General features: G+C 50.7%; 25 protein-coding genes. 6 read left to right on the plus strand and 19 right to left on the minus strand.

The window, feature by feature from the left end:
• Positions 1-79 precede the first annotated feature (79 nt).
• On the plus strand, positions 80-958 hold the full coding sequence (locus BN8_RS26140) for a MerR family transcriptional regulator (protein ID WP_009284959.1): 879 nt from the start codon (positions 80-82) through the stop codon (positions 956-958).
• A gap of 14 nt (positions 959-972) precedes the next feature.
• On the opposite strand, the gene BN8_RS26145 is transcribed toward BN8_RS26140, so the two are convergent.
• Together BN8_RS26145 and BN8_RS26150 are read right to left on the minus strand one after the other, a co-directional pair.
• Positions 973-1,926: a D-2-hydroxyacid dehydrogenase gene (locus BN8_RS26145; RefSeq protein WP_009284960.1), complete on the minus strand. Its 954-nt coding sequence runs from the start codon at positions 1,924-1,926 to the stop codon at positions 973-975.
• A 54-nt stretch (positions 1,927-1,980) separates the two neighbouring features.
• A complete protein-coding gene (locus BN8_RS26150) occupies positions 1,981-2,952 on the minus strand; it encodes a YheT family hydrolase (RefSeq protein ID WP_009284961.1) in 972 nt (323 codons plus the stop codon).
• 111 nt (positions 2,953-3,063) lie between these two features.
• Here BN8_RS26150 and BN8_RS26155 point away from each other — a divergent pair, with 111 nt between their 5' ends.
• On the plus strand, positions 3,064-3,507 hold the full coding sequence (locus BN8_RS26155; protein ID WP_009284962.1) for a hypothetical protein: 444 nt from the start codon (positions 3,064-3,066) through the stop codon (positions 3,505-3,507).
• Positions 3,508-3,514: 7 nt separating this feature from the next.
• On the opposite strand, the gene BN8_RS26160 is transcribed toward BN8_RS26155, so the two are convergent.
• The 9 genes from BN8_RS26160 to BN8_RS26200 all read right to left on the minus strand — a co-directional run bounded on the left by BN8_RS26160 (position 3,515) and on the right by BN8_RS26200 (position 13,204).
• Positions 3,515-4,285: a glycosyltransferase family 2 protein gene (locus BN8_RS26160; protein WP_009284963.1), complete on the minus strand. Its 771-nt coding sequence runs from the start codon at positions 4,283-4,285 to the stop codon at positions 3,515-3,517.
• A 72-nt stretch (positions 4,286-4,357) separates the two neighbouring features.
• Positions 4,358-5,317 (minus strand): glycosyltransferase family 2 protein, encoded by a 960-nt coding sequence (locus BN8_RS26165; protein WP_009284964.1) that lies wholly within the window; start codon positions 5,315-5,317, stop codon positions 4,358-4,360.
• A 105-nt stretch (positions 5,318-5,422) separates the two neighbouring features.
• The gene (locus tag BN8_RS26170) at positions 5,423-6,247 is read right to left on the minus strand and encodes a hypothetical protein (protein ID WP_009284965.1); all 825 of its coding nucleotides are present in this window, start codon (positions 6,245-6,247) and stop codon (positions 5,423-5,425) included.
• A 142-nt stretch (positions 6,248-6,389) separates the two neighbouring features.
• Complete coding sequence (locus BN8_RS26175; RefSeq protein WP_009284966.1) at positions 6,390-7,322, minus strand: glycoside hydrolase family protein; 933 nt, start codon at positions 7,320-7,322, stop codon at positions 6,390-6,392.
• A gap of 80 nt (positions 7,323-7,402) precedes the next feature.
• On the minus strand, positions 7,403-8,074 hold the full coding sequence (locus BN8_RS26180; RefSeq protein ID WP_009284967.1) for a class I SAM-dependent methyltransferase: 672 nt from the start codon (positions 8,072-8,074) through the stop codon (positions 7,403-7,405).
• An 18-nt stretch (positions 8,075-8,092) separates the two neighbouring features.
• Positions 8,093-9,775 carry a hypothetical protein gene (locus BN8_RS26185; RefSeq protein ID WP_040006881.1) on the minus strand — a complete coding sequence of 561 codons (1,683 nt, stop codon included), beginning with the start codon at positions 9,773-9,775 and terminating at the stop codon, positions 8,093-8,095.
• 59 nt (positions 9,776-9,834) lie between these two features.
• Positions 9,835-10,908, minus strand: coding sequence for an NAD-dependent epimerase/dehydratase family protein (locus tag BN8_RS26190; RefSeq protein ID WP_009284969.1), 1,074 nt, complete (start codon positions 10,906-10,908; stop codon positions 9,835-9,837).
• A gap of 208 nt (positions 10,909-11,116) precedes the next feature.
• Positions 11,117-11,368, minus strand: a complete 252-nt coding sequence (locus BN8_RS26195) for a hypothetical protein (protein ID WP_009284971.1) — start codon at positions 11,366-11,368, stop codon at positions 11,117-11,119.
• Positions 11,369-11,467: 99 nt separating this feature from the next.
• Positions 11,468-13,204 (minus strand): M3 family oligoendopeptidase, encoded by a 1,737-nt coding sequence (locus BN8_RS26200; protein WP_009284972.1) that lies wholly within the window; start codon positions 13,202-13,204, stop codon positions 11,468-11,470.
• A gap of 151 nt (positions 13,205-13,355) precedes the next feature.
• On the opposite strand from BN8_RS26200, the gene BN8_RS26205 reads away from it, so the two are divergent.
• Together BN8_RS26205 and BN8_RS26210 are read left to right on the plus strand one after the other, a co-directional pair.
• Positions 13,356-13,739: a BlaI/MecI/CopY family transcriptional regulator gene (locus BN8_RS26205; RefSeq protein WP_009284973.1), complete on the plus strand. Its 384-nt coding sequence runs from the start codon at positions 13,356-13,358 to the stop codon at positions 13,737-13,739.
• A 37-nt stretch (positions 13,740-13,776) separates the two neighbouring features.
• Complete coding sequence (locus tag BN8_RS26210; RefSeq protein ID WP_009284974.1) at positions 13,777-16,248, plus strand: M56 family metallopeptidase; 2,472 nt, start codon at positions 13,777-13,779, stop codon at positions 16,246-16,248.
• A 58-nt stretch (positions 16,249-16,306) separates the two neighbouring features.
• Here BN8_RS26210 and BN8_RS26215 read toward each other — a convergent pair whose 3' ends face one another.
• From BN8_RS26215 to BN8_RS26225, 3 genes are all read right to left on the minus strand, one after another.
• Positions 16,307-17,389 (minus strand): ferredoxin--NADP reductase, encoded by a 1,083-nt coding sequence (locus BN8_RS26215; RefSeq protein ID WP_040006537.1) that lies wholly within the window; start codon positions 17,387-17,389, stop codon positions 16,307-16,309.
• Between the two features lie 111 nt (positions 17,390-17,500).
• Positions 17,501-18,343 (minus strand): N-acetylglucosamine kinase-like protein, encoded by an 843-nt coding sequence (locus BN8_RS26220; protein ID WP_009284976.1) that lies wholly within the window; start codon positions 18,341-18,343, stop codon positions 17,501-17,503.
• Between the two features lie 59 nt (positions 18,344-18,402).
• Positions 18,403-18,654, minus strand: a complete 252-nt coding sequence (locus tag BN8_RS26225) for a cytochrome b5 domain-containing protein (RefSeq protein WP_009284977.1) — start codon at positions 18,652-18,654, stop codon at positions 18,403-18,405.
• A 104-nt stretch (positions 18,655-18,758) separates the two neighbouring features.
• Between BN8_RS26225 and BN8_RS26230 the strand changes: the two genes are divergently transcribed.
• Entirely contained in the window at positions 18,759-19,211 is a 453-nt protein-coding gene (locus tag BN8_RS26230) for a hypothetical protein (RefSeq protein WP_040006538.1), read from the plus strand.
• A gap of 127 nt (positions 19,212-19,338) precedes the next feature.
• Positions 19,339-20,361: a thiamine-phosphate kinase gene (thiL, locus tag BN8_RS26235; protein WP_009284979.1), complete on the plus strand. Its 1,023-nt coding sequence runs from the start codon at positions 19,339-19,341 to the stop codon at positions 20,359-20,361.
• Positions 20,362-20,370: 9 nt separating this feature from the next.
• Here thiL and BN8_RS26240 read toward each other — a convergent pair whose 3' ends face one another.
• The 5 genes from BN8_RS26240 to BN8_RS26260 all read right to left on the minus strand — a co-directional run bounded on the left by BN8_RS26240 (position 20,371) and on the right by BN8_RS26260 (position 25,167).
• Positions 20,371-20,868 carry a hypothetical protein gene (locus tag BN8_RS26240; RefSeq protein WP_144051809.1) on the minus strand — a complete coding sequence of 166 codons (498 nt, stop codon included), beginning with the start codon at positions 20,866-20,868 and terminating at the stop codon, positions 20,371-20,373.
• A gap of 102 nt (positions 20,869-20,970) precedes the next feature.
• Positions 20,971-22,041, minus strand: coding sequence for a mannose-1-phosphate guanylyltransferase (locus BN8_RS26245; protein ID WP_009284981.1), 1,071 nt, complete (start codon positions 22,039-22,041; stop codon positions 20,971-20,973).
• A gap of 179 nt (positions 22,042-22,220) precedes the next feature.
• Positions 22,221-23,639 (minus strand): efflux transporter outer membrane subunit, encoded by a 1,419-nt coding sequence (locus BN8_RS26250; protein ID WP_009284982.1) that lies wholly within the window; start codon positions 23,637-23,639, stop codon positions 22,221-22,223.
• Positions 23,640-23,741: 102 nt separating this feature from the next.
• A complete protein-coding gene (locus BN8_RS26255; RefSeq protein WP_009284983.1) occupies positions 23,742-24,842 on the minus strand; it encodes an efflux RND transporter periplasmic adaptor subunit in 1,101 nt (366 codons plus the stop codon).
• A 19-nt stretch (positions 24,843-24,861) separates the two neighbouring features.
• Positions 24,862-25,167 (minus strand): DUF952 domain-containing protein, encoded by a 306-nt coding sequence (locus BN8_RS26260; protein ID WP_009284984.1) that lies wholly within the window; start codon positions 25,165-25,167, stop codon positions 24,862-24,864.
• Positions 25,168-25,171 lie beyond the last annotated feature (4 nt).

Genomic DNA, 25,171 nt, shown 5'->3' on the forward strand with positions numbered 1-25,171 from the left:
TACCGCTTGTTGGTTCAGTCATTGGGACTGATGTGTACGTGTTCTTCGGATAACATAAACATTGAAACAACTTTGTTCTATGAGTAATTACTCAATAAAAGACTTAGAACAGCTATCGGGCATAAAAGCTCATACGTTGCGGATCTGGGAACAGCGTTACAACATCATTACGCCCAAGCGGACGGATACCAACATTCGTACCTATGACGATCAGGATCTGAAGCTGGTGTTGAATATTTCACTGCTGAAAGATCACGGATATAAAATTTCCGAAATTTCGAAATTGTCAGTTGAGGAGATGTATCGGGAGGTCATCAAAATTTCTGACAAACAACTAAATTATCCGGATCAAATTCACGCGCTTACCATTTCGATGATCGATCTGGATGAAGAGCGCTTTGAGAAGATTGTCAGCACGAATATTCTCCAGTTCGGTTTCGAAAACACGATGATTCATATCGTTTATCCGTTCTTGAGTAGGATCGGCACGTTATGGGTGACGGGATCTATTGGACCAGCACAGGAGCACTTCATCACAAACCTGATCAGGCAGAAGATTATTGTGGCCATCGATGGGCAGGTTAGTAAACAGCGGCCTAACGGCAAGAAGTACATGCTGTTTTTGCCAGAAGGCGAATTGCACGAAATCAGCCTTCTTTTTGCCAACTATATCATTCGGGCTCGCTACAACAAAGTAATCTACCTGGGGCAGAGCCTGCCATTTAATGAACTGGTATTTGCGTACAATGTCCATAAGCCGGATTATATCTTCACGGCCATAACGTCGGTTCCGTCTAACAACGAGGTACAGCCGTACGTCGACCGTATGGCCAAGAGTTTTCCCGAGTCACACCTGCTATTTACAGGTTACCAAATTGTCGGACAGGACATCAGCATGCCCCACAATGCCACCATTATCAATCAGATTGAGGACCTGATCCGTATCGCCAGCACGTAGTGAGTTGACTTGTTTCAGCTAACTACGTTGATGGGGTTGCCATTCATAAAGGCGCTCAGATTTTCAACAACCCGTTCTAGCAAACGTTGCCGGGCTTCGTAGGTTGCCCAGGCCACATGAGGAGTAATCAGACAGTTCTTGGCAGTCAGCAACGGATTATCCGCTTCAGGCGGTTCCAATGATAACACGTCGATTCCAGCGCCGGCAATTAGCCCTTCATTCAACGCGCTGGACACCTCAGCTTCGTTGAGCAGACTCCCCCGGCTGGTATTGATCAGATAAGCACTCGGCTTCATTTTACTCATCAGCGCGTAGTTCACAAAGCCGATTGTCTCAGGAGTAGCTGGGCAGTGAAGAGAAACAACATCGCTTTCCGAAAATACCGTTTCTACATCAACAAATCTGATACCATCTACCGACTCCTTCGGTGGGTGGCGTCGGTTTACCAGTACGTTCATGCCGAACGCACGACCAATTTCAGCTACTTTCCGGCCAATATCACCGTAGCCAATCAAACCCAGCGTTTTTCCCGACAACTCTACCAACGGAGTGCGCCAGTAACAGAAATCCGGTGATTTGACCCAGTCACCGGCATGAACGCTTTCATTATGCAGCCCTACGTGATTGGTCAGCTCCAACAACAGCGCGAAGGTTTGCTGTGCTACCGAATCGGTACTGTACCCTTTCACATTCGAAACAACAATACCCTGCTCCCGTGCGGCTGCAACGTCGATAATATCATAACCAGTGGCAGTCACGCCAATGTATTTGAGCCTGGGTAGTTGCTGGAGTAGACTGCGGTTAAGACGAATTTTGTTAACCAGTATGGCTTCTGCTCCACTAACTCGTTCGAGTAGTTCGTCGGTTGGGGTATGATCGTAAAAAACTACGTCGCCCAATGCCTGTAGAGGTGCCCAGCTAAGATCGCCGGGGTTTAGCGTGTATGCGTCCGGATAAACTATTGTCATAAGCTATAATGAAGAGCACTGCGGCCGTGATTTTACTCCTTTAACAACCAGAACTTATGGTACTGGTTGGGTCATCGCGAACTGAAGCGCCCGGCGTTCAGCGTAGGTATGCGGGTCGCGGGCCACAACAAACCCAACATGACCGCCGGTCCGGGGTGTCTCCAGGTGAATCAGCGGATGTGTTTCGGCCAGCCATTCAGGCGAACATTCCGGCGATAACAATGGATCATTCTGGGCATTAAGTACTAGCGTCGGTACGGTAATGTTGGGCATGAAATGTACGGCTGATGCCTGCGTATAAAAATCTTCAGCGTCCCGGTAGCCGTTGACTGGAGCCGAGAAAAAGTCGTCGAAGTCCTGCCACCGTCTGACCAATTGCAACTTGGTCATATCGATGGTGCCAGGGAAGCGATCCGATTTCTGCTGTAGTTTCAGCACGAGCTTCTTCATAAACCGGTTGCGGTAGAACCGGTTTGATGGATTATCGAGCAGGCGGGCACTGGCACCCAGATCAGTGGGTGATGAAATCGCAATACCACATTGAACGACGTCGGGCAGATGACGTCCGTGAACACCCAGGTACTTCAACGTAATGTTTCCGCCCATACTATAGCCAACCAGTACAATTCGTTCGTAGGATCGGGTACGTAGTGCATGATTGATCACCTCGCCAATATCGCCGATCTCGCCATGGTTATAAAGCCGAAACGCCCGGTTCATTTCGCCACTACACGAACGACAATTCCAGGCTAATACGTCGAAACCGTTTTGATAAAACAATTTAGCCGTTCCCCGAATGTATTGTCGGTTGCTATCGCCTTCGAGGCCGTGAGTTAACACGACCAGTTGTCGCTGCCCCCGTTCAAGCCAGTCAAGATCCAGAAAATCACCGTCGTTTAATTCAAGCCGTTCGCGTTCATAGACCACTCCTGTAACCTTTCGCACAACACTTGGGAAAATCGTCTGGAGATGGCCGTTGTACAAAAACGGGGGCGGACCAGGGTACGCAGATTTTATAACAGGCATAATATAAACAACGGCTAATTTTGAACGTTGTCTATGGTTGACATGGGTAGGGAGGTAACAGGACTACCAAACAAAATGTCCCCTACGACCATAGCTTTGTTCTGATACGTTATGCAGGCTGCCAAGTATTTCTCGGTTATTATTGCCAGTACCATAAAATTCATCGGCGGTCCGCTCGCTGGCTTTGCACTGGGGTTATCCTGGCTGGAGACGGCCATCTGCACGATTGCCGGGATGATGCTCAGCGTACTGGCCATTACATTTGCGGGAGCCGCGCTGGAAGCTTTGAGGCAACGATATCGCAAACAGCGTCCGAAACGATTTTCGCGCCGGACACGCCTGGCTGTCCGCGTCTGGAAAACATCAGGCCTGGCAGGCATTGCTTTGCTTACTCCTCTTGTACTTACCCCAATCGGCGGGACTGTTCTAGCAGTATCGTTTAAGGTACACAAGCGCCAGATTCTGCTTTATATGCTCATCAGCGCCACCTTTTGGGCTATCATTCAAACGCTGGCCATCTATCAAATTCCGGGATTGAAAGGCTTTTTTAGTTAAGATTACCTTACCGACTAACTGACTGACTAACGGGCGTTGACGATTTTTTCCGAAAATCGCCCCGCGAAAAATACTTCTCGATCAGGCAATACATGAGGATAAAAAAGTAGCGGCTTCCCATCTCCTTAATCTTCAGTTTTGACTCACCATACTTCCGATTCGTCCAACTGTTCGGCACGACCGCGTAGCTGTAACCACGAACGATAGCTTTCAGCGGCAATTCGACGGTCAGGTTGAAGTGGGGCGACAGAAACGGCTTCAGGCCTTCCATTGTTTCCCGTTTATAGAGCTTGAATGCATTCGTGGTATCGTTGTATTTAATTCCAATAACCATGCGAATGATCAAGTTGGCCAATCTATTCACATACTTTTTAACCTGTGGATAGTCAATTACTTTACCACCTTTAACCCAACGCGAACCAAATACGGCGTCGACGTTGGTTTCCAGCATTTTGTTGTAAAACTTCACCAGGTCCTCTGGATCATCGGACATATCGGCCATGAACACGGCTACGCAATCGCCCGAAAAACGCTCCAGGCCATACCGTACGGCGTATCCGAAGCCATTCGGTCCAGGATTTGTATAATAAACCAGCGTCGGAATTTCGGTTTCGGCCAGTTGCTGCAGCACGCGTAAGGTCCCGTCTTTCGAGTTATCGTTCGTCACGCAGATCTCGTGCGGAATGCCGTGTTTGGCCAGCGTCTGGTAGAGCGTGCGCAAAGTAGGTGGCAGAGACTCCTCTTCGTTATAAGCCGGTATGACGACGCTTAATTTCATAGATAATCTACTAATGAACGAGTTTGACTGATAAAGTTAATTGATTTTCGGCGAGACGAAAACCGCTAACTGTCATTGTTGATACGGCAGCAGACGTATCTTACTGTATAACTTGCTGATTGGGGCGGGTAATACGTAATCGCGGATAACCACTTTTGTTTTATCCCATTGCGGCCGACCCATGTGTAGATACTTCAGGGCATAGTAAGCACGCCGAAAATAACTCTTCTTGTATTGCTTTGCGTCCAGCATCATCCGGTAATACCGGGCAATATTCTTGCGAAGCACCCGATCATATTTAAAGTCAAGCTCGCGGTTAATATCGCGATACATCTGAATCCGGTTGCGCAGAAAGGTTTCATCGTAATAATTGTCGGCGTAGCTGGCTCCTCCCCGGTTTTTGCGATACACCGACATGACGTCGGGAATGTAACCGATCTTGCCCAATTTCGCCTTAAGGATCAGGCGGGGGATGTCGCCACTCGACGACTCCCGAAACCAGGCCGGATACTCTTTGATGTTGTTCCGGTACATGGTACTTGACGTAGCCATGAACCAGATCTCGTCTTCTCCAATCAGGTCGTCAACCGTATAAAATGGCTTCATATCGTCGCCATTCACCAAATGGGACGGTGTGCCATCTTCGTAGGTTATCAGCGCATTATGGAACACCGTCGAACAATCCGGATGAGCATCCAGAAAGTCAGCCTGCTTCTGCAACTTGAGCGAGTCGGTCCAATAATCATCACCATCCATCAGCGCATAGTACTCACCTTTTGCCAGCTTGAGCGTCTCGAGGAAATTGATCCCGCCGTTTTTGCCCATGTTGCGCGGATGCAACACCCCAATGACCTTATCAGGATACTGCCGTTCGTACTCCTGGATAATTTCCCGCGTACCATCACTCGAAAAATCGTCGCCAACCAGAATTTCAATAGGAAACGTTGTTTGCTGCGCAAGCGCACTGTCAATGGCTTTACGAATAAACTTCTGCTGGTTGTACGTAATGATCAGAACGCTGACTTTAATCATGTATAAAACGGAAACCCGGCTGAAGCTCGAACCGGGTTCTCAGTTGGTTACAAAGATAAAAACGAATAGACGAGTGAACGTCACTCGTCTATCCTTATTTCTCGATTATACGGTAGCTTCTGATGTAGCTTTTTTTGCAGTCTGAATCTGCTCTTTCCAGCCTTGCGGCTCTTTGTGTTCGGCCGGCGTTCCCCATGGGTTATAGAACGGCAGGATTGCTACCCAGCGACCACGAGGATCATCCCAACTGAAACGGTCGGCAAAGCTTGACGGACTCACCCAGTGCGGCAGATCATAGCGGAACAGCAGCAGATCGCCCATATCCTGAAAACCCTCCGTTTCAATGATCGTATCGTTTATCACGTAGCCGGTACCACCGGAGTGATAATCGCGACCGTACTGGTTCAGAGCCAGGATCTGTCCAACTTTCTGCGGATTCAATGGATGCCAGTGCCGGCCGAAGAAACTGCCGCCCATCGGATAGTGCGTAACCTGTGGGTGTAAATAGGCATCCCCTTCTTTAAATCCGAATTCTTCCTGGTTGCCCGTCAGCGCGTTCCAGAACTTACGCATTGGGTCGAAAACGGTAAGCAGATCTCTCTTATACTCCTCCTCCAGGTTAGTCAGATCGTCGAACGTATGATCGTGAAAAAGCTGCGGAGCCTGCTGAATTTTGGCGATATGCAGACGACGCTTGTGCTGGTTATTTACAAACGTATCAGGGCCTTCGGCAAGCGGAGTTTTTTCGGCCCAGGCACGCGTGGCGTCAACGGCTTTCTGAAGTGTTTCTTCGGGAATATTCGTTTTGACGATGACGATATTAGGTTCATTGACCAGACGCATTACTTCCTCGTACGGAATCTCAGTTACGATTTCGCCGTTTTTAAACTCGGCGTTAACCTGTAATAGGTACTTCGACAGTTCTTTCATAGTCTATCACTGCAGATTTAGTGCAAAAGTAGAACAGTAACTTTTTAATATACAAACGCTGGAAGCTGATGTATGTCAGTCTCCTCAATGACCTTGCTCCTTATTCCGTAAAGAACTAAAAAAGCTGGTGTAAGAACGATTTTTAGCCGCTAATTGGTTGCGTTGCATAGCCGAATCCCGATGCCCCAAAGCCGTTTCCATTGTAAAACATTATCCACTGGTCCTGGTGCGGGAAAATATGGCAATAGTCCATCATTAATGAATCCCAGCCATCAGCCGACCGTTCGATCCCGGCAAGGTTATCTTTCCGATCCCAGTTGATACCGTCTTTCGACTCCGCGTAGCCAATCCGATAACTCCGTTGCACGTCGGTACGGTAGTTAGTTGCGTTGCGAAAGGAGAAATACATCTTGTATACATCGCCGTCTTTATACACCGTTGGGCGACCTATGGCGTCCGTAAACTCGTCATAACCGACGCATACCTGTCCAGTCCGTTCCCACTGGATTCCGTCTGCCGACTCGGCGTACTTAACATCGTAGAACGGTTCCGGATGACCATTGATTACTTCAATCTTGGTGCAGGAGAGGTACCACATCCGCCAGCGGTCACCTTCGCGCATAACGCACGGCTGCGCCACCCATACCTGATCATAGATAGAACGGTCGAGCAGTGGCCCCGTGTATTTCCGCTCGAACGTAAGCCCCCCATCACGACTAATCGCCAGCCCGATTCCAAGGCGATAACTGGCCGTTTCGCTGCGATTCCAGCCAGTGTAGTATAACCAGATTTCATCGCCTACCGGTAAAAACCACGATGGCATTGCTCCGGTTTCGTCGAACATCCCCACGGCTCCATTTGTCAGGCAAGGTTTATCGTGAATGTACACGACCTCAGACAGGTCCTCCGGATTCAGTTCGACAAATGATGTTGCCGACTGGCTTTTCTCGTCGCGAGTAGCAAAATAAACACGCAGCTTATCTTCGATCGGAAAACCAAAAGGAACCTGAGCGTGCGTCCGGCTGAACGGTTTTGAACCGTCTGGTTTGTAAATCAGTCCTTGTTTAGTCCACATGATATAAAGAGGAGAGGGAGGAAAGGGAGGGAGAAAAGGAGTTACCGTCTCCTTGTTCCTTTCCTCCTCTTTCTCTCTCCTCAATTAATTTTTGTTTTTTCGAAGGGTACTTTCTCCGCAATAAATAAAAACTGTTTACCCAGCACCCACCATACAAACGGCATGCGCATGTAGAGATTTACTAAGAACGGGTGAACGGGTAACCCACCTCTGAATGACAGCGGCAGGAAACGCGCATACGACTTGTTTATCTTAAAGCCAGCCCCATAAAGATGCTCGGCTACACCTAGTTCTGACAATACAACCGTATGGTCGGCAAAGTCGAAGTATTCTCGATAACAGTATTTGAAATTAGGGCCAATGACACCTAATTTTCCGCCCGGCTTCAGGCATCGGTGCATCCGTTCCAGAAAAAAGGCGACCTCTTCCTGACTGCGCAGGTGCTCGAGGAAGTTGGAAATAAAAACAGCGTCAAAATAATTTTCGGGCAGTTCTACTTTCAATACGTCGCCAATCACCAGTTTTACTTCGGGGGCCGCAAACTTGCGAACTTCATCGACAATATCGACTGTCCACCGCTCTTCGCTAGGCACAGCGTTAATAAACTCGCACATCCCACCAGCCGAGTCCAAAATCCGGACCGGACGGCCCAGTTGCTCGTAGAAATAGTCGGCGATAATTTTCCAGATCACTTTCTTTTTTTCGTGCGAAACCAGCTGGAATCTGTATTTGTAAATACGGTCGTAATTCATTAAGCGATAATTCTAGGGTTAATTTTCACTGAAAGCCAGCGTATCACGTCTTGTAGTTTCAACCCGATCAGTCCGAACATAGATACGGGTATCATTTACTAGCCCGACGTACCGGTAATGGGCATTTACAAAATTCTTTAGCGGCTTTATCATTTCATATCCATGCGTCCGGCGGTCGGTCATCCACAGATTCTGACTGCCAACCGCATCCACAAATACCGGAGGAAATGAACGGATGAAGTTCGATAAGTATCGACGCTGGTAAATATCCTGTAGGGGATGCTCAAAGGCACTTCGTATGGTGTGATTCTCAGCAACGCCCTGTGGCATCTGCGTTTGTACGTAATAATCGCATCGCCATCCCCAAACGACCAATTTCTCACCGGGTTTAGCATAGGTCAGCACCGCTTTGGAAACCGGCGATGGCTGCACAGCCCAGCCATGCTGCTGGTCAGATGGATAGGCATTGATGGCAATACCCCGCCGATGGTTCAAACCGGCCTGTATCCCGAAAACCAGCAGGAAAACCGCCATTATGCCCACAGTAGCCCATCGATTCCGGCCTTCGTTAATGCCTAACCGTTGCCAACCGAAGCCTAGCACAAAAAACAGAGGACCGGTCAGCAAGTACAAATAATGTACATATTCGGAACCCGTTCTGGTAATGGCATACAACGTAGCGGCCAGCAGAACGCCAATAAAGCCGTTAACTTTCAGCGTGTCTGTTTGTGCTTTATTTCCTTGCCGCAAACTGTAGATCAAACCCACGAGCCAGATACCTAGCGTTAGCTTAACAAGCCAGTCAAATTCGCTGCCTTTCTTAAAAAAGTCGGGCAAGCGAAGCAGATTTTGCACAGGATCGGAATTATTGGCATACTTAAAATTCCCGATGATGTAGAACGTCACAAAGTCGTCGTAAACACCATTCAACTTAGCTAAGCCAACAACCAATAACGGGAAAAACACGCTTCCAACAACCAACGCGCCGATTTGCACTACTTTAGCTGATGTTGACTGTTCCGGGCGCATTAAAATATCGATTCCGACAAACAAGCCCACTATGCCGGCCAACGGAACGGCTTGCAGCTTACCAAAAGGCACCATGCCCAGCAACAATCCAATTAAAGCAATGTGCCAAAGCGATGGTTTTCGACGAGCCAACAACAAGGCATACAGATAGTAAGAGCCACTCAGCAGGGCTAATGGCACCAGCTCGCTATTGTAATGCAAAAAATCACCGTTTTGTGTAAGACCAAACGTAAACACAAAAGGTAAGAAAGCTACCCGAGCCGCCATAGAGCCAAACCAGCGTTTGGTAGTCTGAAACAGAAACCAGAAACTCAGGGCAACAAGGCCAAAAGCCGTCAGGTGCGCTGTAATATAATCAAACGGTAACCCAATCAGACCTGGTAGGATTAAGAAGTAACTGTCAAGGGGGCCTCCGGTCGTGCCATCAACTGATCTGAAATAAACGGGGTCCTGCCGCAGGGTCATAGCCTGCGTGATCATCTGGCTTTCGTCTGGGTTGATTTCGTAATTGTAGACAATACTGGGTAACCTGAGTAAGAACAGCAATACCGTTACGGCTACCAGAAAGGTTCGCTCGCTGATTTTGCCGTTAGTGGCCAACCACAAACTCCCCCAACACAGTACATAAACGGGCAACCAGTACAGAATTGGGTACGTGTCAAAACTTGGCATGGGTGCAAAATTAAAAATGTCAGCCGTGAAGGCTGACATTTTCAACGGTTTACAATGCGTTATTTAACAACAGCCAGCCGAGCGGCCATGCTATCATGAATCTGCACCATCGTCTCTTTCAGATCAAACGTCCAATGCCAGTCCGGATAGTGCTGCTTAAACTTGCTCAGGTCGCTGATGTACCAGATGTGGTCACCAATCCGGTTTGTTTCAGAATAGGTGTAGTTCATCTTGTTGCCTGAAATCTCTTCACACAAGGTAATAGCCTCCAGCATCGAGCAGTTCGCATAGCGTCCACCGCCGGCGTTGTATACCTCGCCCGGGCGTGGATTCTGGTAGAAGTGCCAGAACATATTCACCAGGTCCCAGCTGTGGATGTTGTCACGAACCTGCTTGCCTTTGTAGCCAAAGATAGTGTACTGGTTGCCTGTGATGGCACACTTCATCAGATACGATAAAAAGCCATGTAGCTGAGCCCCCGAGTGGTTAGGGCCCGTCAGGCAGCCACCCCGGAACACGCCGGTTTTCATACCAAAATAACGACCATACTCCTGCACCATGATATCGGCTGCTACCTTCGACGCCCCAAAGATGGAGTGCTTGGTGTGGTCCAGGCTCATGTGCTCATCGATGCCGTTTTCAAAGTAGGGATGATTCTGGTCAATCTCCCAGCGAGTTTCGGTCTCGACCAGCGGCAGGAAGTTGGGGTTATCGCCATAGACCTTGTTGGTGGAGGTGAAAATAAAGACAGCCTCCGGGCAGTGCTGGCGGGTCATCTCCAGCAGATTCAGCGTACCGACGGCATTTACCCCAAAGTCGGTGAAGGGTTCACGGGCGGCCCAGTCGTGGCTGGGCTGAGCAGCCGTATGCAGAATTAGTTTGATATCAGCACCGTATTCACGGAAAATGGGTTCCAGTTGTGGGACTTCGCGGATATCAGCCGTGTAATGTTTATAAGTGGCGTAGGTATCGGCCAGTCGGTTGCGGTTCCACTCGGTAGAGCCGTCGGCACCAAAGAAGTACTGACGCATGTTGTTATCGATACCGATGATAGCGTCAAACTTATCAGCGAAAAAAGCAACGGCTTCGCTGCCAATCAAACCGGCTGATCCTGTAACCAGTGCAATATTCATAACCTGTGTGCAGTTTATTAAAGCTTCGTTACCTAAAAAGTCCAATTATTGACTAAATGAGCGGCCAAAGTAACGCAAAAAAATCATATTTACAGAACCGCTTCCTAAAAATGAAAAGTTACAAAAAAGCGATGCACCAGCCTGAATAGCTTGTACATCGCTTTTCGCAAGATTCATCAATGATAACAGCACAATAGTTGTAAAACTATTACGCCCCTTCGCCAATTGTACCTGCCCCGAACAGTTTTTCGCGAATTTTTTGCGTACGGTCTTCCAGTGATGGGTTTGGCGTGTACTTGTATTTTGACTGAACAGCGGCTGAATCTTCGTGAGGACCGTACACATACGGATCATTACGCCGATAGTCCGACTGCCGAATGGTATTATATTTCTGGTAATCACAAGACGCCAGCGACAGCACCGCGACGACCAGTAATCCTTTACTTAATGCGCTTTTCATAGCAAGCTGGTTACGAATTGATTCGGCAAAATTAGTAAACAGTTGTCAGTCAATCGTCATTCGTGCGTAGTTTTTTACACCCTGTCGATATATAACCAACTACGACTTTTTCAGCTGCTCAATTTCCTCCCACACAAAGCCGATTAGCTCCTGGATGTGCTGCCTTGAAAAATCGAATGGAACCTGAGCCGCATCATAAATAGCCCGAATGGGCGCTTTGTAGCCCAGACTCAAAGCATCCTTGTAGCCCTGTAGCCCTGTAGCCGGATCTTTCCGATAATTACGCCAGATACCAATGGCACCTAACTGAGCAATGCCATATTCAATGTAATAGAAGGGCACCTCATATAAGTGCAACTGCCGTTGCCAGACATAGGCATTGAATGACTCCAACCCGGACCAATCCGTTACGTTGTCACTGAACTGATCGTAAATCTGAAGCCAGTTTTGTTCCCGCTCAGTTATCGAGTGTGTAGGGTTCTCATAAATCCAATGCTGGAACTTGTCAATCGTAGCTACCCATGGCAACGTTTCGATAATCGATTCAAGATGCTGAAGCTTTGCCCGGCGCAGCTCCTCGGGATTATCAAAGAATACATCCCAATGGTCCATAGACAGCAGCTCCATACTCATGGAGGCTAGTTCAGCCACTTCCATAGGCGGGTTTCGGAAAGCTTTTAGCGGCAACTCCCGCGTCAGGAATGAATGCACAGCATGGCCACCTTCATGCACCATCGTAACCAGATCGCGCAGGCTCGACGTAGCATTCATAAAAATGAACGGGACACCGATTTCTTCGAGTGGGTAATTATAGCCGCCGGGAGCCTTACCCTTCCGCGACTCGAGATCCAGATGGCCCATAGCCCGCATAATGCGCAGATAGTTGCCGAGTTGAACATCAAGCCGGTCAAAGCAGGCAATGGTTTTTTCCAGTAGTTCATTACTCGTCGTAAACGGTTTCAAAGGCGGATGTCCATCGGGATCTACCTTTGAATCCCACGGGCGGAGCGGATCGACACTTAGTTTCTGTTTACGCTCATTGGCCAGCGTATCCAGTAGAGGCACTACGGCCGCTGCTACTGACTCGTGGAAGTTAAAGCAATCATCGGGGGTGTAATCGAATCGTCCGAGAGCGGCAAACGCATAATCGCGGAAATTGGCAAAACCGGCATTCACAGCCACCTGATGACGTAGCGTACGCAGGCGGTCAAAGAGTTCATCGAGCGACTCATGATCTTCATAACGTCGTTCCCAGATTTTACGCCACGCTTCCTCCCGTACGGCCCGGTCGGTTGATTGCAATAGATCGCTGGCTTGCTGCAGGGTGACTTCTTTTCCGTCAATAACCACCGTCATGGCTCCGGCAATGGCCCCGTATTTCCGCTCTTCCGTTTGCATTTCGGTCTGTAGCGGAATGTTTTCTTCCCGAAAAATTTCGATAGCTTTCTTCATACTCCGCACCATTACGTCGTAGCCGGCGTCGGTAAGCTGGCTCAGGAACGGGCTATTGACAGCTTTCAGGTCAAGGTCGTTGCCATACGCCGTCATCTGCGGCTGAATGTCGGCAATGAAAAAATTCAGTTTGCTAATCAGGTCTTCGTTTGACGTATCGCAGGTCATTCGAATGTATCGCCAGGCAAAATTTTCGGACAGATACGATTCCAGTTCACTACGATCCAGTAGCCATTGGTGCAGGTCGTCGGCGTTCTCAATCGGTCTGTTCAGCAGATTGTCGTAAAACGGTCTGACGTCTTCCCAGCTTTTCAACTCCATCTCTTCTCCAATGAAGGGACGAGATGGGCGGGTGGGTATTTCCAGTGTTGTATCCTGAATCATTTGTTGCGTAGGCGTCGGCCTGTTTCGTAAAAGCTGCAAAAAAACATACTGATTGATGCCTTACAATAATCCGCTGTAAAAGTTTTTTGTTCAAACGCTTGTATTTACGAAAGGCTTCGTATATGTTTACTACGAAATCATTCGTACATACATGGTAAAACCAACCGACTCTGAATTGGAAATTCTGCACGTACTGTGGCTAAACGGTCCCAGCACGGTCCGGCAGATTCATGAGGAGCTAAGCCGAAATCGCGACATCGGCTACACGACCGCTCTGAAACTGATGCAGATCATGTACGAGAAAGGCCTGCTGACGCGCACAGAAGACGCCCGATCGCACGTGTATACAGCCGCCGTCAGTGAAGAAGACACGCAACGGAGTCTGGTCGATCGCTTTGTCGAAACTACGTTCCGCGGTTCAGCCTCGAAGCTGGTTATGCAGGTACTAGGCCAACATAAGGCATCGCGTGAAGAGTTGGACGAGATCAAAAATCTGCTGAAACAGATTGATCAGAATACAACTGACGAAAAATGACTATAACGAGTAATAAGGCGTGTAATTCATTCAGCATATGCAATTTTCACACTTTCTGTCCGGTCCCGTAGCCCACGCACTTGGCTGGACACTCCTTCACGCGCTTTGGCAGGGATTTGCCATTGTTTTACCCACGGCCATTATTCTTCATGTTTTACGTCGGCGGTCGAGCAACCTTCGCTATACTATCGGCGTGGCGACCCTTTTTGCCCAGTTACTCATTTCAGCCCTGACATTCGGCTGGTATTACGAACCGCTGCCGACGGCTACGGCCGTTAACTCACCCGCCCTGATACCCGCTTTGCCTATTTACTGGCAATCAGCCAATACTCCGTTGCCGTGGTACCAGTCAGTTTTGTTGTTTCTGGAAAGCCACCTTACTCAGTTTGTTATGGTATACCTGATGGGCGTAGCTGTTTTTGGCCTGCGACTGACGGGCGGCTGGCTGTATCTGCAACAACTCCGCCGGGCCGCCACCCGTCCGGCTACGGCCCAATTGGTTGCCCTAACAGAGCGTCTTCGCGAGCGCCTGGCTATTCGGTCGGTTATCCAGACCAGGGAGTCGGCACAAATCACCGTACCGATGGTTGTAGGCGTATTGAAACCAGTTCTCCTTCTTCCGATCGGATTGACCACAGGCCTGACCATACAGGAGGTTGAGGCCGTTCTGGCGCACGAACTGGCGCACGTCAAGCGACACGATTACGCCGTCAACCTGCTACAGTCAGTCGTTGAAGTCCTGTACTTTTTTCATCCGGCCTTGTGGTGGCTATCGGCGCGTGTGCGTGAAGAACGCGAACATTGCTGCGATGACCTCGCTGTTCAGGCCTGTGGTAATAGTCGCGTGCTGGCCCAGGCACTGGCCCACGTCGAAGAATTACGGCTGGTTCAGGCACCTGCGCTCGCGGTTGCGTTTGCCTCAAAGCGCCAGCAGTTGCTGCACCGGGTTCGGCGGGTGCTGGGCGTACCAACCCGTCCTCTTGTGTCAAACGGCAGTCTGGCTGGTCTCACCCTGGCGACAATACTGCTCATGAGCGCGTCGGTGTATGCTGTTCAGCAGAACGTACAACAGGAAAAACGGCACGAGCGCTCAACCCAAAACAAGCCAAAGGGCAAAACAGAATTTGGTCTGCTCGACAACAACAGCATTGAATACGTAATCTGGCATGGAAAACGGTTGCCAGCCCGACGAATCAGCCACTTAAAGGCTCAGTTAGTGCAGCTCAAAGAAGGTAACCTTCAACTGAGTCAGATAACCAACGAGACCGATCGCGATATCCTTGAGCACATACTTGAAGCCAGCAACGAAAATAAGGCGTTGGTCCGAGTGGATACATTGGTACCTGTCTGGGCTGAATTGGACTACAACACGATCATGAGCAGCGCTTTTGAAGCCGCCAACGCAGCCGGTTCATTCCCCGCCGACGAAGCCACTATGGCAACCGTACTGACTAAAATCGGCAAGCTGGATTATAATCGTATTATCAGTGGCGCACTCAGTGGGGTTAAACTACCCAACGTAAGTGTACTGGATTCATTGCCCGATAACTATTTAAGCGATCAACGTCGGCATCTTGACAGCCTGGGCCGAATGATGGAACAAAAGCAAGCGCAGATGGAAGCCTTGCATCAGCAGATGGAAAAGGCTGAATTCCAGGCGGAAGAAATGCAACGCCGGATGTCGCTACTGGATATGCAGAAAAATAAAGCGATGCAGCAGCGGCTGGAATTGATCGAAAAACAGCGCGAGCAATTGGAGCGCGAACAACAGAAATCAGACGAAGAGCTTGAAAAGCGCTTTAAAGAGTTCGAGCAAAAAATAAAGGACAGCGAGAGCAACGTAGAGCGTTACAACAAGCTGATCGAAGACGCACAGAAACAGTTGCGGGAAGCCGAGAAGCCATTGGCGGAGCTACAGCGTAAGATGGAAAGGTTGGAACAGGAGGCATCGATGAGTGAGCTGGGGTACAACGACAACTTAAATCTTGAGTTAAACCGTACCCTTAACCATGATTTGAACCGCAATCTGGATGGCAGAGCACGGAGAGCCACAACGATACCGAGAGTTCGTCGGCCTGGCTCAGTACGTGGGGCTTTATCGCCAGCAGCCCCACTGGTACCAGGTACTGCCACCGCCCCCGGGCCTACCCCCAGCGTAGCACCAGTAATTGTACCGGGCGTACCCGCCCCGGCTCTGGCTCCCACTCCATCCATACCCGGCGCAACCACCAAACCCCCAAGAACGCCCAAAGCCGTCAAACCCGCTAAAACACCTAAACCGGCCAAAGCGTCGAGCGCTGTTTATCCAGCAACGGAAACCAGCGTATCGCTGGCTGAGCTAGACAGACTGATTGACCAGCACTCGGGTATTGAACAGGCTACGTTTATCTTCAAAGAAAATTCGCAGCAGCGGGTTCGGGTAAAATCGGCTACGTTTGTTAAACACAACGCTTCGACAGCTACGGCCACTGCACCCGTAATTAATGAAGTGGAGACTACTAAAAAATAGCCGACGTTGCTCAAACCAACCAAAACGGGCCCAACATTGATGTTGGGCCCGTTTTGGTTTACTCAATTTCTATAATCACGTCATTCGTCAGGGGGTGTGCTACGCAGGTTAGTACGTAGCCCGCTTTCAGTTCGGCGTCGGTCAGGCCGTCTTCTTCATCCAGCTTCACCTTACCCGACGTACAGCGGCCCAGACAAGCCGTACACATCCCCGCCTGGCAGGAATAGGGCAGATCAATGTCGAGTTCCAGTGCCGCTTCCAGGATGGTCTGATGCGGAGCAACGGTAAATTTATACTCACTGCCTTCATAAAGTACGGTGATCTCCGGGTTACCATCTTCATCATCGATAGCGCCACCAGCCCCGGCCTCTTCCACAACTTCGCCGACCGGTACGGGTGCTGTTACGTAGCTTTCCTTGAACACCCGCTCATTCGGCACGCCCAGCAACGATAAAGCCGAACGGGCTTCGGCCATCATGCCGTCTGGTCCACACAGATAGAACGTGGCATTCTGAAGCTGGTACGTATCTAACTCACTTAGCAGCTTTGTCAACGAATGCTGATTGAGCCGCCCTTCAAGTCCATTCCAGCCAAAACCGGGTTGACTCAATACGTGTGTCACCCGAAACCGGTTTTTACCATGAGCCTGCTCCATTGCATCCAGGTGTGCCCTATAAATGATAGACTCCTTATTACGGTTACCGTAAATCAGCCACACCCGACTAGCCGGTTCGACATGCAAAATGGATTTAGCCATCGAGAACAGGGGCGTTATGCCACTACCCGCTCCGATCAGTATAATTAACCGCTGGTTCTGTGCTTCCAGTCTGGGAGTGAAAGTCCCCATGGGCTCCAGCGTTTCGATAATGTCGCCGGGTTTGATACGGTCGCAGAGGTAGTTCGAAGCCAATCCGCCCGGTACGCGCTTCACCGATACGGCCAGCGATACGTCCACGTGGGGCGAACTAGCCATCGAATACGACCGCCGAACCTTCTGCCCGTTGATATTCAGCAGAAAGGTGAGAAACTGCCCCGGCTGATACCGAACTTCTTCGTTGATGGGGTGCCAGAAGGTAATCGTAACGGCGTCCGGGGTTTCACGAACGACGTCTTTCACTTTTAAAAAATATCGATTTGCCATTGTTTCAGGTTGCGCTTTGCTCTTTACAGACATTGACTGTCAACCCCATCCGGGTTTATTGGCCACTGTCTGGCATCTGCAAAAGTACGGCAGACAGCCGTTTGATACGCTTTATAAACGGTGAAACTCAACCAGCCGTTCAGCCGGGGCTTTTAAAATACGACCCATGGTCATCCCCTCCTCAGCCACGACCTGGCTTAGCTGGTCAGCGAAGTAGTAGGCAATCGACCCGACGAAGTGAACAGGCCATTCACCTGCCTCCGGAAACCGACGCACGTAGATCGTCAGAAATAACCTGAACGCTTCTTTCACCAGGATAACAACGTACGGATGCGCCAGATGTTCGGTCAGGAAGGGTGTGAAGGACGCGAAGTAGCGGTTGGGAAACGGCTTCTGGTACGCATTTTCCAACAGTGTAGCCCGGTCGAGGGAGTATCGTTCGTGGAAAGCAGCGCGCAGATCGTCCGGTAGCCGCTCCTGAAAGTAATCGCGGACAAGCGTTTTGCCAAGATACCCTCCGCTGCCTTCGTCGCCCAGCCAGAAGCCCAGCGACTGAATGCCGCGCGTAATCTGCCCATCAGCGTAGCAACAGGCATTGGCTCCGGTACCCAGAATGCATACGATAGCAGCCTCCTGACCAGCCGCCCCCCGGGCCGCGCCCAGCATATCACTGTTGACATCGACAGTTAACAGGTTAGGGAACACCCCCTTGAGCGCATCAGCCACGATGTAGTTTACGGTAGGCCCAATGCAGCCCGTTCCGTAAAAAAATACGTTTTGAACGGCAGCTCCGTTAATTTGAGGAAGCAGTTGCAACCGTAGGCGGTCAATTATGGTCTCTGTAGTCTGGTAATACGGATTAAATCCGTCGGTATGCAGGGTTTGAACGGTACCATTGGCAGCCACTAACCGCCAGTCTGTTTTTGTGGAGCCGCTATCGGCAATGAGCATCATAGATTTTGTTTTGTGTGACGCCGGGAACTTCCGTTATGCGTAAGCCTGGCGAATGGGAATCAGATTAACCGGCCTACGGCTTTGAATTTGGCAAAAACCCAATCGGCATGCGGGGCATCGGCCAGCTCGGCCGTAAGGTCCTGACCGGCCCAGTGTTCGTAGTGTTTGCCGTTACGCCAGAGTCTCGATGCCGATACGTCGTAGATGATACCCTCGTAAGCGCACCAGATTTCGTCGCGGTCGCTGCCGTTGCGGAGTGCCAGTTGGGATCGGGTATACGGGGTCAGCAGCGGCAGATCAGTAGAATGCATACGTCCGTTTAGTCAATCGGAATAATTATTGCTCACTTTACATTGTGGGTGAACACAAATTTAGCGTAACTTTAGCCACTTCTGTTTACATGCAACGATTAACCATGAGAAAGACTTCTCTCCCCTTATTATTCACTATAGTAGCGCTGGTAGGCCTGCTGACAGGTTGCAGCAAGGAAAAAACGCCACCTATTTCTGAGCGAATTGCCAAAATCTGGACGGCCCGGATTGTGGAAGAGAATACTGTAGTGGTGTACAGCCGGGGCGTTACGAACCCTGCTCCCGTTCGGCCTACGTACTCAAACTTCAGACTTGATCTGTCTTCTGCGCCAACGGTTCGTTATACTGAGTTCGACGGCAATACCTTCGTTGGTCAATACACCGTAACGGATTCAAAACTGACACTGACTTCCCTAAACCCTCAGCCTACCGGTACTACGGGTACCATTGAGTTTACGATCAACTCGATCAGCGACAACGAATTAGTGCTGACGCGGTCGTCGCAGAGCCAGAAAACCGGTAATACGACGAACAAGTACACCCTGTCGAATCCGTAAGGTTCGCAAACCAATTCTCACTCAAAGCCGTTCCGTTCATCAGACGGAACGGCTTTTTTGTTCCATTTTCATCCTTCTGACTGTCACTTCGTTTCTTTTTAGTCGGCAGTCCAGCCTTAATTTAACCATGACTGATCTGAACGCACTTGGCGAAATTGGATTAATCGACCGCATCCGGCAGGCTACAACCGCACCCACCCATCCGGAAACCATCCGGGGCATCGGCGACGACGCGGCCGTATTTGACTGGGGGGATAACTACGGTCTTCTGTCGACGGATATGCTGGTCGAGGGCGTTCATTTTGACCTGACCTACGTACCCTTAAAACACCTTGGTTTCAAGGCTGTGGCCGTAAACGTATCGGACATCGCAGCGATGAACGGCTTACCTGTCCAGCTTACGGTCTCGGTGGGGCTAAGCAGTCGTTTTCCGGTCGAGGCCGTTGACGAGCTGTATGCTGGTATCCGGGCGGCCTGCGAAGCGTACAATGTCGACCTGGTCGGAGGTGATACCACAACCTCCCGGGCGGGACTGATCATTTCAATTTCTGTACTTGGCAAAGTGCCGAAAGATCGAATTACCTATCGCAACACGGCCCAGTTTAACGACGTCATCTGCGTAACGGGCGATTTAGGAGCGGCTTATCTGGGCTTGCAATTGCTGGAGCGCGAAAAACAGGTGTTTCTGGCCGATCCGAATATGCAGCCAAGCCTGTCGGAAGAACGGTCATACCTGATTCAGCGCCAGCTACGCCCCGACGCCCGCACCGACGTTGTCCACGAACTTCGCGACCTGAACATCGTGCCCACGGCCATGATCGATATTTCGGACGGACTGGCGTCGGAACTGCTGCATATATGCCGCCAATCGAACAAAGGGGCGGTTATCTTCGACGAAAACATTCCTATCGACGATCAGACGTATCTGGCGGCTGATGAATTCAAGATTAGCCCGATTACGTCGGCGCTGAACGGCGGGGAAGACTACGAGCTACTGTTCACCGTGCGGCCGCAGGCGTTCGAGCAATTGCAGAATAACTCCCGCATCACGGCCATCGGCTACCTCACGGCCGACCCGTCGCAGGTAGTGCTGGCTACCAAAGCCGGTCAACAGACGCCGATCCGGGCACAGGGCTGGCAAAGCGTTTAAACCCGTGGTTTATCGCGCCCGTACGAACTTAAGATAACAGCTATTGCAGGGCGGAATAATCAGCATTGAATCCTGCCGGACGCGCAACGCCTGCTGAAAGCGAACATTGGCGCCGTTGGTTGAGATAAACAGGTTAAGCCGAAGTGTGTCAGAATCAGGCCGAAGGGCATCAGGATCAACGCGATAGTTACTGATTGGCCGGTAATACGAAACCTCATTACCTTCAGCGGTCAATTTACCATCGGCTTCAAACGTCAGGGTCTGCGGGTTCGTTGTCGGGTATCGCCGGGTAACGTAGAAGGTAGTATCCCGATTGTAGCTGACGGTATCGACCCGGATAGAGTACACAGAGTCCTGGAAAAAGCCCCGCTCGGCCAGCCGCCACGTACCCACCACGCGTGGGTCACCGGGGCCCGTTGAAAAGGAGGCAGTGGGGTCGCTGCTACAACCGATAACGAAACCCGCTACTACCAGTAGCCAGCTATATGCCAGAAGGTGCCTTTGCACGATCAAAGAGGATAGGTTGACAAAATAAGTAGTCGATAGCCTGCGTCGGTATAAAACGCAACGCAGGCTATCGACTAACAAAACGACATTTGCGAAATTTTCTTACACAAATTCAGCACCGCGCTCTTTCGCATCGGCCACGAACGCCTTCACTTTCTGCTCTTCTTCCTTGCGGCAGATCATCAGCACGTTGTCATACTCGGCCACAATGTACCCATCGAGTCCATTGACCACCACGAGCCGGTCTTTCGGTGTTTTGATGATACAGTTGCGGGTGTCGTACAGCATGATATGCCCGTCGATTACGTTCAGATCATCGTTTTTATCCGACACCTCATACAACGACTTCCAGGTGCCCAGATCTGACCAGCCAAAATCGCTCAGCACAACGTGTACGTTATCTGCCCGCTCCATTACGCCGTTGTCGATGGAAATACTTTTGCTGTGCGAATACGCCTTATCAACAAAAGCCTGTTCCTGGTCGGTATAATAGACATCCTTTCCCTCGGCAAAAATCTCGGCTATTTCAGGCAGATATTCTTCAAACGCCTTGATGATAGACTGCGCATTCCAGACGAAGATTCCGGCATTCCAGACGAACTCGCCACTTTCAATGAATTGCTGAGCCAGTTCAAGATGCGGCTTTTCGGTGAATGTTTTCACCTTTTTGACCGGGCTATCCGCATCGGGTACGTACTGGATATAGCCGTAGCCCGTGTCAGGGCGGCTGGGCTGAATGCCCAGAGTTACCAGGATATCCGTGCCCTGAGTAGCGTCTAAAGCTGTTTGGATAGTGCGCTGAAACTCTTCTTCCTTCAGGATGATATGATCGGCGGGCGCTACCACGACGTTGGCCTGCGGATCGCGCTGGGCAATTTTGTAGCAGGCATAGGCAATACAGGGAGCGGTATTACGGGCTATCGGCTCACACAGAATTTGTTCGTACGAAAGCTGCGGCAACTGCTGCTTGCACAACTCGCGGTACTTATCGCTGGTAACGATAAATATATTTTCGGGAGGGCAGATACCGTCGAACCGATCGGCTGTTTGCTGAAGTAATGTTCGGCCGGTGCCTAACACATCGTGGAACTGCTTTGGATAATTTGAGCGGCTAAATGGCCAGAAGCGCGTTCCTACGCCACCCGCCATGATTACTACATACGTATGGTTCATTGACACACTGACTTGATTGGGGGGTTATTGCACTAAAGTTGCATTACTCCTACCCCGAAATTACCAGAAAAGTTTGGATTTCTACCAGTTTCTTAGGCAGGGCAAAGCCCAGTGCCCAAATTACGCAACCAGCGGAATGTCAGCAAACAAAATGTATATAATAACAGAGATTTCATAAATCAAAAGTCCCCCCCAAGCGATTTGAGCAAGGCTACCACATACTGAGCTTCCTGACTACGGAGTTGCACCAGTTGTTGCTCAGAAATCAGCACTGTCCGTTGCGCGTCCAGTACTTCGAGGTACGTAGTGAGCCCACGGACATACAGTTCCCGATTGTATTGCTCCGTCCGGCGGGCCAGGGTCAGGGCTTCGCTTTGTTGCTCAATCTGCTGCCGCAACATACTGAGGTTATCCAGTGCCGTTTCGGCTTCGCGCTGGGCCACCTGCAAGGCCTGCTGGTAAGCTTGCTGATTAGTTTGTACCTGCTGTCTGGAAAGCGCTACATTCTGGCGATTCCGGTGGCCTTCGTAAAGCGGCACCGAGGCATTTACACCCACCAGGTACGTTGCACTACTGGGCGTAATCCACGGACCAATCTGCCCCGAAAGTAATCCGCCCGAGCCAACCACCGTTACGCGTGGTAACGTAGTAGCCTGCAACACCTGTATTTGGGCTTGCGCAATCTCCGTTTGTTTCTCAAATTGCTGTAAATCGGGTCGGCGACGAAGCAGTTCGGCGGGGACATTGTTGTACGACAGCGTTGGTAACGTAGCCGGTAGTGTTCCGGATGCAAGCTGAAATGCAGCCGGGTCCTGTGCACAAAGTTGCGCCAGGCCGTTTACCAGTTCAGTCCGGACGCGTTGTAGTCCACGTAGCTGAACCTGTAGATTGGCATAATCAGTTTCGGCCCGCTGGACATCAATCTGATTGATTAAGCCCGCCCGAAAGCGTTCGCGGATAATGGCAATGGTCGTATCGCGCGACCGGATGTTACGTTGGAAAACAGCCTGTTCAGCGTCGTTGCCCCGAATGAGGTAATAAAATCGGGCAATGTCCGATGCCAGGATCAGCCGTAGGGTTCGGTAGTCGGTTTCAGATGCCTGTATCTGCAACGAAGCCACGGCAATCGAGCTGCGAATCCGTCGGAACAGGTCAATTTCGTAGCTGGCATCAATCGGCAGCAGTTGAAACGTATTTAACTGGAACCGGGGCAATCGGTCGGCGGCCGTCGGAATGGCAATGGGCCGATGCTCCGACAAGCTTTGCGTTGTGACGAGTGCACTGCTCCGTACCGATGGCAACAGATACGACTGAGCTACCTGCAGGCGAATGCGCCCCTCCTCAATACGACTTACGGCCGTGCGCAGGTTGGGGCTATTGTCCAGCCCCTGCCTGACCAACGATTCGAGCGTGGGATCACCAAAGCGGCTGATACCGGCCTGAATCAGATCGGGGGTCGACGGAATAGGATTAACTCCATTTACGGCTGCCGCCTGCCCCGGCACTGTTGCATTCCCCCCGGTCGGGGCTGGCGAAGGATTTACTACCGATGGATTGTTGCCAAGGGTAACCGCCCCCCCGCTGGTGTTCTGCGGCATTGTTTGCGCCGACAACTCACCAATTGAAAGATAGACCGTTAAGCAGAATAAATAGCTTGTTCGCACGTGTATAAACCGAAAACAGACTAACAGAAACCGCACTTACCGCTGCGCAATATTTTTTTCGCTACCTGCCTTGCGCAACCGCACCCGTTGCCCGTCGCGCAGACGATCATTGGGGTTGGTTATAACCCGCTCCTGCCCTGTGAGGCCACTGATGACTTCGATCGTAGTACCGTAATCACGCCCAAGCGTAACGGGTTGAAAACGCACGGTCTGGTTTGGATCGACCACTACCACACGGGGGCCCTGGGGTGTGATCTGCAAGGCATTGGCAGGGACAAGCACAGGTGCGTTAGCTGCAATCATGTCAAATTTTACCTGTCCGTAGAGACCCGACGGCAACGCCCCACCCCGGTTGGGGATGGCAACCTCGGCCAGTAGGGTCCGCGAATCACTACGCAACGCCCCTGATGTCCGGACCACCCGCCCCTTAAGTGTCTGGTTCTGCAATTCGGGAATAGTGACCTGGGCTGGCAGCCCAACTTTCACGTACCGGAAGTACGTTTGTGGTACATCGACAAACACCCGTAGCGTATCCAGTTTCGCAATCGTAAACAACGGTTGTCCACTGCCCGGCGATACTAGTGCGCCAATATCCACGTTCCGGTTCGTGACAACGCCACTGAACGGCGCATGAATCTGCTGCAAAGCCTTTAAAGCCTGCAAGCGACGCAGATTCGCCTGCGAGACCGTAACGGCCGAACGGCGGGTATCTATGTCCTGTTTGGCTACCGCACCCGGCAGCGTTACGCTTTCTAAACGATTGAGGTTGGCTTCGGCCAGTTGCTGATCGGCCTGAGCTCGGGCAATATCCTGGTCAAGTTCCGGTACGTCGATGGTAGCAAGCAGTTGTCCCTGGCGAACGTTGGTGCCAATGTCCACATACCACCGGCGCAGGAATCCCTGGGTACGGGCATACAGGGGCGTTTCACGATACGGACGTATCTGGCCCGGTAAGGTCAACGCGGTCGTATCCGAGGCCTGTTTCAACGGTACGGCATTGACCACCGGCTCCCGATTGGCTTCCCGGTCGGCGGCTGCCTTCAACTCCTGCGTGTTTTTAATCCGGGGCAATACACCGACAAAGACAAACAGCGCAATCAGTAAAGCTACCGGAATAAGTATTCTGAGCGATTTCATACAGGTGCTTGATAAGCAGTTATCGTATTGCTTCCACGCTCACAACGGCGTCTTTATCCAAGGGGCCGTAGAGGTGCGGAAAATGGTCATTATTCGTCGATACTTCGTACGTCAATTCGTGCGTCAGTCGGGCTGGGTCAATCTGTATCAGCAGTAAGTCGGGAACTCCCTGATAATACCGCTCCAGAACACCGGCCACCTGTTTGTCCGTCGATAGGTGAATGAACCCTTCTGATCTCAGGCTGGCTGCTTCGTAGGTCGGCTTATCCGCCCAGTTAGCCCAGTCGACGGCCGAGACGATATGGTACACAAACTCATTAGACATAGCT

The sequence above is a fragment of the Fibrisoma limi BUZ 3 genome, from assembly GCF_000296815.2.
Taxonomy (GTDB): domain Bacteria; phylum Bacteroidota; class Bacteroidia; order Cytophagales; family Spirosomataceae; genus Fibrisoma; species Fibrisoma limi.

What these genes read in the sequence shown, in the direction of transcription:
- BN8_RS26160 (WP_009284963.1), bottom strand. Translation starts at nt 4,285, where the DNA reads ATGAAATTAAGCGTCGTCATACCGGCTTATAACGAAGAGGAGTCTCTG.
- BN8_RS26175 (WP_009284966.1), bottom strand. Translation starts at nt 7,322, where the DNA reads ATGTGGACTAAACAAGGACTGATTTACAAACCAGACGGTTCAAAACCG.
- BN8_RS26230 (WP_040006538.1), top strand. Translation starts at nt 18,759, where the DNA reads ATGAGAAAGACTTCTCTCCCCTTATTATTCACTATAGTAGCGCTGGTA.
- BN8_RS26260 (WP_009284984.1), bottom strand. Translation starts at nt 25,167, where the DNA reads ATGTCTAATGAGTTTGTGTACCATATCGTCTCGGCCGTCGACTGGGCT.
- BN8_RS26145 (WP_009284960.1), bottom strand. Translation starts at nt 1,926, where the DNA reads ATGACAATAGTTTATCCGGACGCATACACGCTAAACCCCGGCGATCTT.
- BN8_RS26140 (WP_009284959.1), top strand. Translation starts at nt 80, where the DNA reads ATGAGTAATTACTCAATAAAAGACTTAGAACAGCTATCGGGCATAAAA.
- BN8_RS26170 (WP_009284965.1), bottom strand. Translation starts at nt 6,247, where the DNA reads ATGAAAGAACTGTCGAAGTACCTATTACAGGTTAACGCCGAGTTTAAA.
- BN8_RS26200 (WP_009284972.1), bottom strand. Translation starts at nt 13,204, where the DNA reads ATGATTCAGGATACAACACTGGAAATACCCACCCGCCCATCTCGTCCC.
- BN8_RS26225 (WP_009284977.1), bottom strand. Translation starts at nt 18,654, where the DNA reads ATGCATTCTACTGATCTGCCGCTGCTGACCCCGTATACCCGATCCCAA.
- BN8_RS26220 (WP_009284976.1), bottom strand. Translation starts at nt 18,343, where the DNA reads ATGATGCTCATTGCCGATAGCGGCTCCACAAAAACAGACTGGCGGTTA.
- BN8_RS26250 (WP_009284982.1), bottom strand. Translation starts at nt 23,639, where the DNA reads ATGCCGCAGAACACCAGCGGGGGGGCGGTTACCCTTGGCAACAATCCA.
- BN8_RS26245 (WP_009284981.1), bottom strand. Translation starts at nt 22,041, where the DNA reads ATGAACCATACGTATGTAGTAATCATGGCGGGTGGCGTAGGAACGCGC.
- BN8_RS26195 (WP_009284971.1), bottom strand. Translation starts at nt 11,368, where the DNA reads ATGAAAAGCGCATTAAGTAAAGGATTACTGGTCGTCGCGGTGCTGTCG.
- BN8_RS26150 (WP_009284961.1), bottom strand. Translation starts at nt 2,952, where the DNA reads ATGCCTGTTATAAAATCTGCGTACCCTGGTCCGCCCCCGTTTTTGTAC.
- BN8_RS26255 (WP_009284983.1), bottom strand. Translation starts at nt 24,842, where the DNA reads ATGAAATCGCTCAGAATACTTATTCCGGTAGCTTTACTGATTGCGCTG.
- BN8_RS26155 (WP_009284962.1), top strand. Translation starts at nt 3,064, where the DNA reads ATGCAGGCTGCCAAGTATTTCTCGGTTATTATTGCCAGTACCATAAAA.
- thiL (WP_009284979.1), top strand. Translation starts at nt 19,339, where the DNA reads ATGACTGATCTGAACGCACTTGGCGAAATTGGATTAATCGACCGCATC.
- BN8_RS26210 (WP_009284974.1), top strand. Translation starts at nt 13,777, where the DNA reads ATGCAATTTTCACACTTTCTGTCCGGTCCCGTAGCCCACGCACTTGGC.
- BN8_RS26205 (WP_009284973.1), top strand. Translation starts at nt 13,356, where the DNA reads ATGGTAAAACCAACCGACTCTGAATTGGAAATTCTGCACGTACTGTGG.
- BN8_RS26180 (WP_009284967.1), bottom strand. Translation starts at nt 8,074, where the DNA reads ATGAATTACGACCGTATTTACAAATACAGATTCCAGCTGGTTTCGCAC.
- BN8_RS26165 (WP_009284964.1), bottom strand. Translation starts at nt 5,317, where the DNA reads ATGATTAAAGTCAGCGTTCTGATCATTACGTACAACCAGCAGAAGTTT.
- BN8_RS26190 (WP_009284969.1), bottom strand. Translation starts at nt 10,908, where the DNA reads ATGAATATTGCACTGGTTACAGGATCAGCCGGTTTGATTGGCAGCGAA.
- BN8_RS26215 (WP_040006537.1), bottom strand. Translation starts at nt 17,389, where the DNA reads ATGGCAAATCGATATTTTTTAAAAGTGAAAGACGTCGTTCGTGAAACC.
- BN8_RS26185 (WP_040006881.1), bottom strand. Translation starts at nt 9,775, where the DNA reads ATGCCAAGTTTTGACACGTACCCAATTCTGTACTGGTTGCCCGTTTAT.